This window comes from Corynebacterium sp. CCM 9203 (assembly GCF_041357675.1).
Classification (GTDB): Bacteria; Actinomycetota; Actinomycetes; order Mycobacteriales; family Mycobacteriaceae; genus Corynebacterium.
On the sequence record NZ_JAUERY010000001.1, the window covers coordinates 499,248 to 512,782 of the forward strand.

Annotated in this window: 14 protein-coding genes; all 14 read left to right on the forward strand. The window is 59.5% G+C overall.

Annotated features, from left to right (window positions below; all coding sequences use genetic code 11):
• Positions 1-13: 13 nt before the first annotated feature.
• Entirely contained in the window at positions 14-1,000 is a 987-nt protein-coding gene (locus QWU44_RS02180; protein WP_370914056.1) for a phosphatidylinositol mannoside acyltransferase, read from the forward strand.
• Positions 997-2,121: a glycosyltransferase family 4 protein gene (locus tag QWU44_RS02185; protein WP_370914057.1), complete on the forward strand. Its 1,125-nt coding sequence runs from the start codon at positions 997-999 to the stop codon at positions 2,119-2,121. The genes QWU44_RS02180 and QWU44_RS02185 overlap by 4 nt, the downstream gene beginning before the upstream one ends.
• Entirely contained in the window at positions 2,115-2,579 is a 465-nt protein-coding gene (locus QWU44_RS02190; protein WP_370914058.1) for a hypothetical protein, read from the forward strand. Before QWU44_RS02185 ends, QWU44_RS02190 begins: the two co-directional genes overlap by 7 nt.
• 125 nt (positions 2,580-2,704) lie before the next feature.
• Positions 2,705-3,601, forward strand: coding sequence for a pyridoxal 5'-phosphate synthase lyase subunit PdxS (pdxS, locus tag QWU44_RS02195; protein WP_370914059.1), 897 nt, complete (start codon positions 2,705-2,707; stop codon positions 3,599-3,601).
• Positions 3,602-3,686: 85 nt separating this feature from the next.
• Positions 3,687-4,226 carry a hypothetical protein gene (locus tag QWU44_RS02200; RefSeq protein WP_370914060.1) on the forward strand — a complete coding sequence of 180 codons (540 nt, stop codon included), beginning with the start codon at positions 3,687-3,689 and terminating at the stop codon, positions 4,224-4,226.
• Between the two features lie 135 nt (positions 4,227-4,361).
• Positions 4,362-5,240: an acyl-CoA thioesterase gene (locus QWU44_RS02205; RefSeq protein WP_370914061.1), complete on the forward strand. Its 879-nt coding sequence runs from the start codon at positions 4,362-4,364 to the stop codon at positions 5,238-5,240.
• Positions 5,240-5,830 carry a pyridoxal 5'-phosphate synthase glutaminase subunit PdxT gene (gene pdxT, locus QWU44_RS02210; RefSeq protein ID WP_370914062.1) on the forward strand — a complete coding sequence of 197 codons (591 nt, stop codon included), beginning with the start codon at positions 5,240-5,242 and terminating at the stop codon, positions 5,828-5,830. The genes QWU44_RS02205 and pdxT overlap by 1 nt, the downstream gene beginning before the upstream one ends.
• Before the next feature lie 195 nt (positions 5,831-6,025).
• Complete coding sequence (locus QWU44_RS02215; protein WP_370914063.1) at positions 6,026-6,787, forward strand: YebC/PmpR family DNA-binding transcriptional regulator; 762 nt, start codon at positions 6,026-6,028, stop codon at positions 6,785-6,787.
• A gap of 208 nt (positions 6,788-6,995) precedes the next feature.
• Entirely contained in the window at positions 6,996-7,586 is a 591-nt protein-coding gene (gene ruvC / locus QWU44_RS02220) for a crossover junction endodeoxyribonuclease RuvC (protein WP_370914298.1), read from the forward strand.
• Positions 7,583-8,182 carry a Holliday junction branch migration protein RuvA gene (ruvA, locus tag QWU44_RS02225; protein WP_370914064.1) on the forward strand — a complete coding sequence of 200 codons (600 nt, stop codon included), beginning with the start codon at positions 7,583-7,585 and terminating at the stop codon, positions 8,180-8,182. The genes ruvC and ruvA overlap by 4 nt, the downstream gene beginning before the upstream one ends.
• 57 nt (positions 8,183-8,239) lie before the next feature.
• Positions 8,240-9,343: a Holliday junction branch migration DNA helicase RuvB gene (ruvB, locus tag QWU44_RS02230; protein WP_370914065.1), complete on the forward strand. Its 1,104-nt coding sequence runs from the start codon at positions 8,240-8,242 to the stop codon at positions 9,341-9,343.
• A gap of 82 nt (positions 9,344-9,425) precedes the next feature.
• Positions 9,426-9,851 carry a preprotein translocase subunit YajC gene (gene yajC, locus QWU44_RS02235; RefSeq protein WP_370914066.1) on the forward strand — a complete coding sequence of 142 codons (426 nt, stop codon included), beginning with the start codon at positions 9,426-9,428 and terminating at the stop codon, positions 9,849-9,851.
• A gap of 325 nt (positions 9,852-10,176) precedes the next feature.
• Complete coding sequence (gene secD / locus QWU44_RS02240) at positions 10,177-12,195, forward strand: protein translocase subunit SecD (RefSeq protein ID WP_370914067.1); 2,019 nt, start codon at positions 10,177-10,179, stop codon at positions 12,193-12,195.
• Positions 12,195-13,337 (forward strand): protein translocase subunit SecF, encoded by a 1,143-nt coding sequence (secF, locus tag QWU44_RS02245; protein WP_370914299.1) that lies wholly within the window; start codon positions 12,195-12,197, stop codon positions 13,335-13,337. The genes secD and secF overlap by 1 nt, the downstream gene beginning before the upstream one ends.
• Positions 13,338-13,535: the final 198 nt, after the last annotated feature.

Consider the following 13,535-nt stretch of genomic DNA (forward strand, 5'->3'; position numbering starts at 1 on the left):
AGGAGACAGACACATGGACGGCAACCACGCTGATCGATGTTGGCCCGGGGACTTTCGCCGCCCGAGGTGTGATCTCATTGAAGCGGTGCTCTCCGGTGATCCTGCCGCGGTGGGGTACCTGCTCGGGTGGCGGGTCGTCCGTTGGCTTCCGGCTCCGATTGCGCGAGCGCTCTTCACCTTCGGAGCGGATCTCGCGTCGGGAGGGGGGCGTGGTATGGAACAGCTCCGTGCGAACCTGACCAGAGTTGTAGGTGCGGAGAACGTGACCCGTGACCTCGTTCGAGCTTCGGTTCGTTCCTATGCACGTTACTGGCTTGAGGCGTTTCGGTTGCCGGTCCTGGCGAAGCGCCGGGATCTCTTGGCGGAACTCGCCCCCAATGTGGTTGGACTCCGTACGTTGGATGCGGCGGTGGCCTCGCCACGGGGCCTGATTTTGGTATTGCCACACTCCGGAAACTGGGACATGGCGGGGCTCCTGATGGTGCAACGGTACGGCAGCTTCACCACAGTAGCGGAGCGGTTGAAACCCGAGGTGCTGTATGACGCCTTCGTGCGGTTCCGTACGACACTCGGATTCGAGGTGTTGCCGTTGACCGGTGGGCCCCCACCTTTCCCCATTCTCCGAGATCGACTCCAATCTGGTGGGATCGTCTGCTTGATGGGGGAGCGAGACCTAAAACACACGGGGGTGACAGTCAACTTCTTCGGTGAGTCGGCCCGGATGCCGAGCGGTGCCGTTCGGCTTGCCCGGGATACCGGTGCCGCTCTGCATGTCGCACACAGTTACTTCACCTCCGATGGGTGGGGGTTCAGTGTCTCCGATGAAATCATCGTCGGCGAGGATATCGATGCGGCCGTGCAGAAGATGGCGGACATCTTTGCGGCTAACATTGCCGCCTACCCCGCTGACTGGCACATGCTCCAGCCGCAGTGGAACGCCGATCTTGATGCTGATCGCCTTGCACGCGGACTTCAGCGTAAGGCCGGGCAGTCGCAATGAGGATAGGAGTCGTTTGTCCGTATTCATTTGATGAACCTGGTGGAGTCCAGGCTCACATTATCGATGTTGCACATCGTTTTATCGATTCCGGGCACCATGTCGAGGTGATCGGGCCTTGTTCCGCAGACACTGAGGTACCTGATTTCGTCATCCGTGGGGGCCGAAGCTTCCCGTTCCGCTACAACGGGTCCGTCGCTAGGCTGTCATTCGGCCCCTGGGTGAACCGCAGGTTGCGGCAGTTTATCCGGAACGGGCATTTCGATGTCCTGCACATCCATGAACCCAACTCCCCGAGTTTCTCAATGTCGGCGCTTCGTCTCGCGGAGGGGCCGATAGTTGCCACCTATCATGCTTCATCGTCAGGATCACGTCTTCTTCGTCTCGCTATGCCCCTGCTCCGGCCGATGCTGGAGAAGATCCGCGGCGGAATCGCGGTGTCTGAGATGGCTCGTCGCTGGCAGGTCGAGCAACTCGGTGGAGACCCGATCCTCATTCCCAATGGGGTCAACACCGCCTTCTTCGAATCTGCGCGTATCGATCATGAACGTGCGGTGGCGGCAGGGAACAGGCCCCGGCGGGAAAATCGACGCCCCGAGATCGTCTTTCTCGGCAGACTCGATGAACCGCGGAAAGGCCTCGACATTCTCCTGCGGGCATTGGCGAAACTAGAACGCGAGGTCCACTGCACGGTGATCGGAGGCGGAACACCCCGGTCCATGGACTCCGTGAGTTTCGTGGGACGCGTCAGCGATGAGGAGAAGGCCGCGATTCTCGGGGCCGCCGACATCTACGTGGCTCCGAATACCGGGGGAGAGTCCTTCGGGATTGTCCTCGTCGAGGCAATGGCTGCCGGAGCTGCCGTGGTGGCCAGCGACCTTGAGGCGTTTGCTGCTGTTTGTGATGTCGAATCCGAGCAACCGTCGGGACTTCTGTTCGCTGTTGGCTCCGATGGTGATCTCGCAGAGAAACTCAGATGTCTCCTGGATGATGAGGATCGGCGACTAGCTCTGATCGCGGCTGGTCACCGGAGAGCGAAAAAGTACGACTGCCAGGCGGTCGCGGACAAGGTTCTCGAAGTCTACCGTACCGTCGATGATGGATCAGGGGTGCGTCTGTGCTGATCATATGGGTAACTCTGGCGGTCATCGTGACCGCATTCGCGTGCTGGTGTTATTTCACGGCGCAACGGCTCAACCGGCTGCACATAGGGACGGATGCGGCACTGTCGAGTCTACAAGCGGCCCTCGATAGGCGTGCGGATCTCGTGGGGGTTCTCACCCCGGGGGCAGAGGCTGATGCGCGGCAGGCGATCGACGTTCCACTTCTTCCCGGGAGTTTCACGGAACGGGCGCAACTGGAGCACCGCATCAGTGCCCACATGAGGAACATGGAGGGAGATCCCCCGGAACTTCTGGAGCGCGCGGTGTTTCGGGTGGACACGTCCTACCGCTTCTACAACGACTATGTGACCCGCACGAGGGCGCTGCGCACCCGGCCGCTCGTGCGGCTCATGAGGCTTGGTGGGACGGCACCTCTCCCAGAGTATTTCGCGCTTTCTCTCAATGACAGCGAGAGCTGAGCCCAGGGCCATCCCGGGCGGTGGTGAAAGTAAGTCGACCTGTTGTGTACCTCGAAGGGTCTTCCGTTCTACTATGAGCGGGTACTTTCCAGGACCCACCCCGCATACAGGAGACGGAAAACGCAGTGAGCAACAACGAACCAACCCGAGGCACAGCACGAGTCAAACGCGGTCTCGCAGAAATGCTCAAAGGCGGCGTGATCATGGACGTCGTTACACCGGAGCAAGCCAAGATCGCCGAGGATGCCGGTGCCACCGCAGTCATGGCCCTCGAACGGGTTCCCGCGGATATTCGCGCCCAGGGGGGCGTGTCCCGCATGTCAGATCCCGACATGATTGAGGGCATCGTCGAGGCCGTTTCCATTCCGGTGATGGCTAAGGCACGTATCGGTCATTTCGTGGAAGCACAGGTTCTCCAATCGCTCGGGGTGGATTTCATCGACGAGTCCGAGGTGCTCACACCCGCCGATTACGCGAATCACATCGACAAGTTCGGGTTCACCGTGCCGTTCGTGTGTGGTGCGACGAATCTCGGTGAGGCGCTCCGGCGTATCAACGAGGGAGCAGCGATGATCCGGTCCAAGGGGGAAGCGGGTACTGGCGACGTATCCAACGCGGTCACCCACATGCGTACCATTCGTGCGGAGATCAAGCGCCTGTCCTCCATGGCTGAAGATGAGCTCTACGTCGCCGCCAAGGAACTTCAGGCACCCTACGAGCTTGTTCGCGAGGTCGCGGAGACTGGTGCCCTCCCCGTCGTCCTCTTCACCGCCGGTGGAATCGCCACCCCCGCTGATGCCGCGATGATGATGCAGCTCGGAGCAGATGGTGTGTTCGTGGGCTCCGGAATCTTCAAGTCCGGTAATCCCGCCGAGCGTGCCCGCGCTATCGTCCAAGCAACCCAGAACTACGAGGATCCGGCGACCATCGCAAGGGTGTCCCGTGGTCTCGGTGAGGCCATGGTCGGGATCAATGTGGATGAAATTCCGCAGCCTCACCGACTTGCCGAACGTGGGTGGTGAAGGATCCTGAGATGGGTGTGACCGCCCGTCCGTGGGACTACACTGGGATCAAAGCACCGTTCATTTTCAGCAGGAGGTTTCGTTCATGGCTAACCGCAGCCGTATCTACGCCGCGTCAGCGCCCGAGGGTGGTGACCGCATCCTGCTGGGGCAGCATGCTGACGGCGTTCCGCTGGTTTTCAAGATCCTGTTGAGTTCCGAACCTGCACTGGTCACGGAGACTGATTCCGTGGTGTTCGCCGGAGAGTTTGCAGGGGGTGTTCAACGCTTGGAGAGGTTCCTCGAGGATCTTGGCCCGGGTTCCGGTGCTGGATTGGACCGCGGGGAACTGCGGCGTAGCGCGGAAACCGCCAGAATGGTGTTGCACAGCAAGCGGCTCCGAAACTGCCGTTATGTCATCCTCGACTGTGCTGACGGAGCCTGCGGCTTTTCCGTGGATGAACTGTTGACGGAGCTCCGCAACATCAACGACACCATCGACTCCGATCCGATCCTTGTGGGGGACCGTGCATCAAGTCTGTCCGAGCTTCTGCATAATCAGTCGCTCGTTGCACCGCAGGATGCTGAAGCCGGAAGTCGGCGGGTGTCGGAGATTGGTCTTTCCAGTATTGGCGCGGCCGTGTAGTTTCAAGCGTTTTTCGGGCCTTTTGGAACTGAATTTCACCGTTCCGGGGCCCGATCCGCGTTTTATTCAGGCCCCACGTCGCCCTGGGAAACGGGTGTGCCGGGTTAGTCGGTGTCAAGGAGCAAAAGCAGGATCATGGCCAGAATAAACCGGGTCCTTGATCTGGAGCAGATCGAGAGGGACCTGTTCCGGGGAACCGTGATCGAGTCCGCACTGCTCCGTACCTTTGGTGGTCAGGTCGCTGCACAGGCACTCGTGGCGGCGACCCGGACGGTGGATGACGGGTTCGCGGTGCACTCGCTCCACGGTTATTTCGTATCCGCGGGGAGATCTGACCGCCCCACGATTTTTCTCGTTGATCGTATCCGGGATGGGAGAAGCTTCTGCTCCCGCCAGGTCAGGGCAATTCAGAGTGGGCAGCCGATCTTCATTATGTCGGCTTCCTTCCATTGCTCAGGTGACCACGGGATTGAGCACTCCGACCAGATGAGGAAAGTTCCTGATCCGGAGGAAATAGTGACGGACGTGTCTAATATGCGGGAATCGATGCGTGCGCTGTTGGCGGAGTGGAGTGATTTCGACATCAGAGTCGTTGATCCAGCCCACTACCAGCACAATCCCTATACTGCGAGTCAGCAGGTGGTATGGCTTAGATCGCGGACGCGGTTACCTGACGACGATGTCGCGCACGTCTGCACCCTGGCCTACATGTCTGATATGACCTTGCTCCAGTCAGCGCTGGTGCCGCACCCCGGGGCGGAGGTTCAGGAGGCGTCGCTTGATCATGCGATGTGGTTCCTCCGCCCGTTTCGTGCCGATGAGTGGCTCCTCTACGACCAGGTATCCCCGTCAGCGTCGGGGGGCCGGGCTCTGACTCATGGACGTATCTTCGACCGAGCCGGCAACCTGGTGGCGGTTGTCACTCAGGAGGGATTAGCGCGTACCTTGAGACCGGGAACACGGTCCATCCCCATGTCCACACTGGCCACCAATGAAAGGACATCACCACAGTGATGATCGGGATTCTGGCGCTGCAGGGCGGCGTCAGAGAACATGAGAAGACTCTCGACTGCATAGGTGTCGCGCACCGGCAGATCCGGCGTACGGAACACCTGGAGGGGATCGACGGGCTCATCATTCCGGGTGGAGAATCTACCACGATGTCCAAACTCCTTGATCTCGGAGGGCTTCTGGAGCCGTTACGGAAGCTCCTCGTTGACGGACTTCCCGTCTACGGAACCTGCGCGGGAATGATTCTGTTGGCAAGAGAGGTCCTTGATACCCGCGCAGACGCACATAGCTTCGGCGTACTCGATGTGACGGTACGCCGGAATGCATTCGGCAGGCAGGTCGACTCTTTCGAGACAGACCTTGCATTCGCCGGGATTGAGGGCGCCGTCCACGCCGTCTTCATCCGTGCCCCCTGGGTGGAACGGGTGGGACCCGGTGTCGACGTACTTGCGACCGTCCCGGACGGTCCTGCCGCGGGTGCGGTTGTCGCCGTCCGGTCCGGCACTGTCCTCGCTACGTCATTCCATCCGGAATGCACCGGGGACACGAGGGTACACCAGATGTTCCGGGACATGGTCACGGCCAGCATGTGAAGGAATCGCTATGTGGACCCGGCTCGGGGTGCTGCCATGGTCCGCGTATAATCGGAACGAATCAAACGACGTATTTCAGTGGTGCCGCCGTGTCGTCAGTGACATTGGTGGGAGGGGGCACAGTCCCTCTCGTCATCCGTGATCCGACTCATCGGATGACGGACACAGAGCACCGCACCGAGGAAAGGGTATACGATGTCCGGCCACTCCAAATGGGCGACCACCAAGCACAAGAAGGCCGCCAACGATGCGAAACGCGGTAAGGAATTCGCCAAACTCATCAAGAATATCGAGGTGGCGGCACGTACCGGTGGCGGTGACCCTTCCGCCAACCCGACCTTGGATGACATGATCAAGAAGGCTAAGAAGGCCTCGGTTCCGAACGACAATATTGAGCGTGCCCGCAAACGTGGTTCCGGTGAGGAAGCTGGTGGCGCGGACTGGCAGACGATCATGTACGAAGGCTACGGGCCGAATGGTGTCGCGGTGTTGATCGAGTGTCTCACCGACAACCGGAACCGGGCAGCCACCGAGGTTCGGACGCGGATGACCAAGAACGGTGGGTCAATGGCGGATTCCGGTGCGGTCAGTTACCTGTTCAGCAGGAAAGGAATCGTAACCGTGGCTGCCGAGGGGCGCACGGAGGATGATCTCCTCATGGCTGTTCTCGAGGCTGGAATTGATGCGGAGGACGTCACTAAGGTGGGTGACCTCTTCGAGGTTGTTTCCTCTCCCGGAGACATTCCCGCAGTGAAGGATGCACTCATTGCGGCGGATATCCCGGTTGATGACTCTGACAGTGACTTCCGTGCATCGGTTGAGGTGCCGCTCGAAACTGCCGACGCCCGCCGCATATTCAAACTCATCGACGCCCTCGAGGAGTCTGATGACGTTCAGAACGTCTATACCAATATGGATCTTTCGCCCGAGGTTCTGGCGGAACTCGAAGAGGATTAAACCCACCGTCTGGGACAATCGCAGGATCCGCACCCGATTCGCAAGTCTGTGCTAATCTGGGCTGTGGTCCGGCGGCTTCCCTCATTCAACCTTGCTCTTCATGGAATGGTCCGCTGGTCATCCGATATCCCCGCCGGATGACTGGGGTGATTCTGCCCGGTACCTACATTGGTAGTGGGGCGCATCGACGGAGGGACCGGTGTCACGGGTGAATCTCGAGGGAATACGAGTGATGGGGATTGATCCGGGACTGACCAGGTGCGGGCTCTCTGTTGTTCAGGCGGGTAGAGGACGTGCGGTTTTCCCGGTATCGGTCGGTGTCGTGCGGACACCGGCTACGGAAGATCTCGCACACCGACTTCTTCGTTTGTCCGTCGCTGTCCGGGAATGGATGGCGGAATATCAACCTGATGTGGTTGCAGTGGAGAGGGTCTTCGAGCGGGGCAACGTCTCTACCGTGATGCATACCGCTCATGCCGTGGGGGTTCTCGTTCTCGCAGCCGCTGAACGAAACATTCCCGTCCACATGTACACCCCCAGCGAGGTGAAGAAGGCCATTTCCGGAAATGGTCGTGCGGACAAGAAACAGATGACCGCGATGATTACCCGAATTCTCGGGCTCTCGGAACCGCCAAAACCGGCTGATGCGGCTGATGCCCTCGCGTTGGCTGTGTGCCACTGCTGGCGGGCACCCATGATTTTCCGGCAGCAACAGGGGCGTGTCGTCGGTAATCATCAAGGAGCAGTCACCGGAGGGACACCTTCCCCGGACAGAGGCAAGAGGAGTTTTTCAGCATGATCGCTTCACTCCACGGAGAAGTCATCGACGTCGGACTCAATACCGCGGTCATCGAGTGTGCCGGAGTGGGGTATCTGTTCACCGCGACCCCGCAGACCCTCGCGACACTGCATAGGGGAGAGCACACCCGGGTACTCACTACGCTGGTTGTCCGTGAAGATGCGATGAACTTGTATGGATTCACCGATCCCGAGAGTCGGGAAATGTTCACGCTCCTGCAGACTGTGTCTGGCCTCGGACCGCGTCTGGCCCTCGCTGCACAATCGGTCTTCGACCCCGGAGAGCTGGCGGTCGCGATCGGTGGAGGTGATGTGCGTGGTTTGCAACGTATCCCTGGTGTCGGTAAGCGCATGGCTGAACGGATGATCGTTGATCTGAAGGACAAAGTCGGAACATACACTGCCGGAGGTGCGCTCGAGAAGACGGAGGTCGTCCCCGGAATGATCATTCCGCAACAGGTGGTCGAAGCGTTGATCGGACTCGGGTTCCCCGAGCGCACCGCAGCGACAGCGGTGAATGCGGTTTCCGAAGAGAACCCAGGACTCGACACCGCCGGTGCGCTCCGAGCGGCGCTCGCTCGCCTTGGACGGGCCTGATGCCGCAAGCTGAAGGATTGGAAGTACTCCCGATCTTCGTGGGATTAGGGTGAGGACATGTCCGACATCGAGAAAACCGAGTTTCAGTTACCGGACACCAGAGATGGAGTCAGCGGCCGAGGCCGCCCAGTGGATGCGTCAGTAGCCCCGGATCGGCAACCGGCTGACGGAGACATTGAGACCACCCTGCGTCCTCGTTCCCTGGACGAATTCATCGGACAACCGAAGGTACGCAATCAGTTGGACCTCGTTCTCACTGGAGCGAGGAAACGAGGGGTTGCACCTGATCACGTCCTACTGTCAGGTCCCCCGGGTCTCGGAAAGACGACAATGGCGATGATCATCGCGCAGGAACTCGGCAGTTCCCTCCGGATGACCTCCGGTCCCGCTCTGGAGCGGGCCGGTGATCTCGCGGCCATGCTGTCCAATCTCATGGAAGGGGATGTCCTGTTCATCGATGAGATTCACCGGATGGCGCGGCCTGCGGAGGAAATGCTCTACATGGCGATGGAGGATTTTCGGATCGACGTTATCGTGGGTAAAGGACCCGGAGCCACGTCTATCCCCCTCGAACTGGCACCATTCACTCTGGTTGCCGCGACAACCCGTTCCGGGATGCTGACGGGGCCGTTACGGGACAGGTTCGGCTTTACCGCACAAATGGAGTTCTATGACACCACAGATCTGACGCGGGTGGTGACGCGTGCGGCCCGAATCCTCGGAGTAACCATCGACGCAGATGCCGCCGGCGAGATAGCATCACGCTCCCGGGGTACGCCAAGGATCGCGAACAGGTTGCTGCGACGCGTCCGCGATTTCGCGGAGGTGTACGGTGACGGACACATAGACATCGGTGCCGCACGTGCAGCTCTCGTGGTTTTCGACGTCGATGCAATGGGACTGGACCGGATTGACAGAGCAGTTCTTGATGCACTGATCAGAGGTCACGGTGGTGGCCCGGTTGGGGTGAATACCCTTGCCGTAGCTGTTGGTGAAGAACCCGCGACCGTGGAAGAGGTCTGTGAACCCTACCTAGTCCGGGCCGGGATGATTGCACGCACCGGACGAGGGAGGGTGGCGACGGTAGCTGCGTGGCGTCACTTGGGGCTCCAACCTCCTGATGGCACACCCGGCATTGAACCGGGGGCGCTTCAGGGCTGATCGGTAAAGGCTACGCTCGTATAGAGCAGACCGCAGACCCGACTGTGCGATTCGAGGTCATGTCTCTGGCATAGTGGTGGACATGGATCTCACCAATATCTTGATATTCGGAGCAATTGCCGCCATCTTCATCATCCCGACCACGATTCAGGCACGCCGTCAGCGTCGTCGCATGGAGGAGATTCAGTCCCTGCAGAACTCCCTGCACGCTGGGGACCGGGTCGTCACAACGTCAGGCGTTCACGGGGTAGTCCGTGGAATGTCTGAGGAACTGGTGGATCTCGAGATCGCAGTGGGGGTGACGATGACCTGGGAACGCAGCGCGATCATCCGGAAGGTGGATACATCGTCGGTGTCCACCGCTGCCGACGGCATGAATTCCAATGAACGATTCTGGGAGGACACGGATGTCCGCGCCGATTCAAATGATCGAAACGAGGATGATGAGATTGTCCGCTCGGAGGCCATCGAGCATCCTGATGATGGGACCAGAGGCGAACGGAATTAAACCCGGATATACGGTACGGCACTACCCGGATAATCTGTTATCCTCGCCTAATTCTCGGTTTGCTGGCGAGAGGGGAGACCACAACCGGTCGGATGCCCCGGATGCCGTACTATAACCGTGACGACCGGACGGCGTGACCCACAGTGTGGTCTCAGGCTCCGTTCCGGACAAATGCTATGACGACCACAAGCACAGATGAACGCTGGCCCCTGGACTGTCCAAGGGCAGAGTTTCATCCGTCCGAAACCCCTATCAGCGCTGGCCTAGTTTCCCTTCCGGAAATCGCGGGCCAACGGAATACGCTGAGACACAAGGAGACACTCCATTGGCTTCGCAATCTGGGCGCAGACGCGTCGGGCAGAAGAACTGGCCGGTGATCGCGCTCGCCCTTTACCTGGTGATCCTGATCTTCGTTTACTCACTGGTCCTGCTGACCGGTGACCACTCGGCGAAGCCCCGACTGGGCATCGACCTTCAAGGTGGAACTCGGGTGACTCTGGTTCCCCAGGGTGAGGAACCGACGAAGGATCAACTGGATCAGGCCCGTAACATTCTCCAGAACCGTGTCAACGGTATGGGTGTCTCCGGTGCGGAGGTGGTGACCGACGGTAATACGCTCGTGATTACGGTTCCGGGTGAGGATACATCCCAGGCACGGGCTCTCGGACAGACCTCCCAATTGTTGTTCCGCCCCGTCGCGGAGCCGGGACAGCCAGATCCGGAGCGGTTACTTGAACAACAGACCGAAATGGCGGAGAGATGGGTATCCCTCGGAGTGATAACTCCCGAGGAAGCCCAGGACGCTGTCAATCAACTGACCGAGCAACTCAACCTCGACGCAGAACAGCAAGCCAAAGCAATATCTGACATTCAAGCACAGGCTGAGGGGAAAGATGAGGGGGCTTCCGCCCCTGAATCGGAGAATTCCGGTGCTACCGTCGAGGTGGAGAAGATTGATGCGCCGAAGATCAGTGCAACGGCTCCTAAAGAACCCGCGAACTCCATCGAGGCGGCGGAACGCCGCGCTGAGGTCACCGCGATGCTGCGTGAAGATCGGCAGTCCGAGGACCCGACGACCCAGCTCGCTGCGGCATCGTTGTTGATCTGTAACGAAGAACTCGATCCGATCGCAGGCACCGATGATCCAGCGAAGCCTCTCGTCGCCTGCGACGTGGAATCCGGAGCGAAGTACATCCTCGGTCCGTCACCGCTTCTCGTCGGGGAAACCGATCCAGTTCACGGGATGCGTTTGAGCGGAAATGAAATCGACACCAATCGTCCGATCAATGGTGGTCTGAATCCTCAGACCGGGCAAATGGAGATTAATTTCTCCTTCAAATCCGGCCCCGGTGAGCAGGGCGGTGCATCGTGGGCTTCCCTGACCCAGGAATACCTGAAGCGTCAGGTGGCCATCACCCTCGACTCCGAGGTGATCTCGGCGCCTGTCATCCAGTCTCCGACACCGGTCGGATCCGGTACCTCGATCACCGGGTCCTTCACTCAGCAGGAAGCGATGGACCTCGCCAGTAACCTCCGTTACGGGGCGCTGCCCCTGTCCTTCGCGGGGGAGAACGGCGAGCGAGGTGGTACAGCCACGACCATCCCGGCTACCCTCGGATTTGCGTCCCTCAAAGCCGGTCTGATCGCAGGGATCATCGGCCTGATCCTGGTGAGTATGTTCTGCCTTGCGTACTACCGGATCTTCGGTTTCCTCGCGGTGTTCACACTCTTCGCATCAGGTTCGCTGATTTATGGATCGCTTGTGCTCCTGGGACGCTGGATCGGGTACTCCCTGGATCTCGCCGGGGTCGCTGGTCTGATCATCGGAATCGGTACCACCGCTGACTCTTTCGTCGTGTTCTACGAGAGAATCAAGGATGAGGTCCGGGAGGGAAGGACATTCCGTTCTGCGGTGCCGAGGGCATGGGAGCGAGCCAAGCACACTATTCTCTCCGGCAACTTCGTCTCCTTGATCGCCGCTGTCGTGCTTTACCTTCTTGCAGTCGGAGACGTCAAGGGCTTCGCCTTCACACTCGGCCTCACGACCGTTTTCGATCTGCTGGTGATCTTCCTGATCACATCCCCGCTGGTCATTCTTGCTTCACGTAAGCGGTTCTTCGCTAGCCCGCGGGTCAACGGACTTGCTGGGGTCATGAGGGTTGCGGGAGAACGACGTACCCGTGGTGAATGGCTCGCAGGAGACCACGCCGACAACGCGCTTGACGGAGAAACCGATGCGCAGACCATCGCTCGACTCAGTGAAGCGGGCGCCACGCCATCGGGTTCAACCCCGGTAGCCTCAGTAAACTCCGGTGTCGAGTCCGGCGAGAACGAGGAGAAATAATCATGAGTTCTTCCATCTTCAGACGTCTCTACACAGGTGAGGGCGGAATCGACTTTGTCGGGCGCCGTCGGGTCTGGTATGCCATCACGGGCATCGTTCTCGTTGTCTGCTTCCTCGGGATAGTCATCCGCGGGTTCACGCTCGGGATTGACTTCGAGGGTGGAACCAAAATGAACATGCCGGCGGAAGGTATCTCCACTGAGGCGGCGGCCGAGGTGTTCACTGAGGCCACCGGTGTTATTCCACAGAAGGTTCAGGTCGTCGGTGCCGGAGACTCACGGATCCTTGAGATCAATTCCGAGCGCCTCGATGAGCAGCAGATCCAGAATGCCCGCGAGGAACTATTCGGGAGCTTCCAGCCGGTGGATGCTTCCGGTGAACCGAACCCCGATGTCGTTGGTGACTCGACGGTGTCCGAATCGTGGGGATCGACGATCACGAATCGGATGCTGCTCTCACTTGGGGTGTTCCTCGTCTTGATCTTCGGTTACATCACCGTACGTTTCGAGCGCGACATGGCGATCGCCGCCATGGCGGGCCTATTCGTCGACGGCGTTGTTGTTGCGGGTATCTACGCGATTATCGGATTCGAGGTTACCCCGGCCACGGTCATCGGTCTGCTCACAGTTCTTGCGTTCTCGCTCTACGACACCGTTGTCGTATTCGATAAGGTAAAGGAAAACACGGCGGGATTCCTCAATACGAAACGGAGAACGTATGCTGAGCAGGCGAACCTCGCTGTCAACCAGACGGTGATGCGGTCCATCGCTACGACGGTCATATCCGCGCTTCCCATTGCAGCGCTTATGGTCGTGGCGGTGTGGCTCATGGGAGTTGGCACCCTGAAGGATCTCGCGCTCGTCCAATTCATCGGCGTGATTGAAGGAACATTCTCATCGGTGTTCCTCGCCACACCTATCCTGGTCACCCTCAAGAACCGCCAGCGTAAGATTCGTGAGCACAATGAACGTGTTCTCGCGGAACGCGAAGGACGCCAGGATGTCCGGGTCGGAGTTTCCGACTCCGGGTTAGGAGCTTCAAACAACAGCGAACGTGGGCCCCGCAGGACGGTATCCACGCCGGTTCCCGCCGTGAACCCGGGCCACGGACCTCACGGTGCTAGCTGGCGGCCCGGCCAGTAGATAAGCTCGGGCACACTGTGTGACAAGATCAGCCGTAGGATACGTTGATGTCCTACGGCTGATCTCACTGAGGTGGCCTGCCCTTCCTCCGGTGATGAGAACTATGCGCGGGTTGCTTATACTGTGATGAGTTCCGCGTGGAGCATTCTCGGTCTTTCTACCCGGAGTCCAATGAAAAAAGGGGGTGGACCGTAGGAA